The organism is Lactobacillus rodentium, from assembly GCF_003423665.1.
GTDB classification, from domain to species: Bacteria; Bacillota; Bacilli; order Lactobacillales; family Lactobacillaceae; genus Lactobacillus; species Lactobacillus rodentium.
Window position 1 is genome coordinate 1 of sequence record NZ_BFBY01000027.1, and the last position, 784, is coordinate 784.

General features: G+C 31.8%; 1 protein-coding gene. It reads left to right on the top strand.

The window, feature by feature from the left end; all coding sequences use genetic code 11:
- A partial coding sequence (locus LrDSM24759_RS07590; protein WP_133297802.1) for an IS3 family transposase occupies positions 1-784 on the top strand: 784 nt, incomplete at both ends.

A 784-nucleotide genomic window follows, 5' to 3' on the forward strand; every position in this document is an offset into this window, starting at 1 on the left:
GACTTAACATTTTAAATCGTTCACATACTACTTATCCTATTTATTTTAAAGAAGCTGCCATTAAAAGAGTGCTTATCAATAAAGAGCTAGCTGACCATGTTTCTCTAGATCTAGCTTTACCTAATAGTGGTCTAATCCATAATTGGATTCGCAAATACAAAGAAGATGGGTATAATGTCATTAATCACAAGAAAGGCAGACCATCTCATGAAAAGCAAAGACCAACAAATCAAAGAACTTCAAAAACAACTAAAGGACCTGAAGCAAGAGAACTTAAAGCTTACTGTCGAAAACGAATTTGTAAAAAAATTGAGTGCCTTAGTTTCTCAAAGAAAAAACCAAAAGCCAAAGAAATAGCCCAGGTGGTTACTGAACTAAGGCATGAACTTCATGTAACCATAACTTTTATCTTAAATACAATTAATTCTAATCCTGATTTACCTCATTTATCTAAAAGCAATTACTACTATGTTTTAAAACATGATGATAAAGATTTAAAAAATCAAGAGATCATGAAACGTATCAAAGAAATATTTGAAGAACACAAGCATAGATACGGCTACAGGAGAATTACAGCCCAATTACACATTGAGGCAATTAAAGTTAATCATAAGAAAGTTAAACGTTTAATGAATAAGATGGGATTATTTGGTATCGCCATTAGACGTAAGCGAAAATATTCAAGTTACCAAGGAACTGTAGGTAAAATCAAACCTAATTTGATTTGTCGCAATTTTCTAGCTATTTTGCCAGATAGAAAGTGGTACTCTGATATAACCGAATT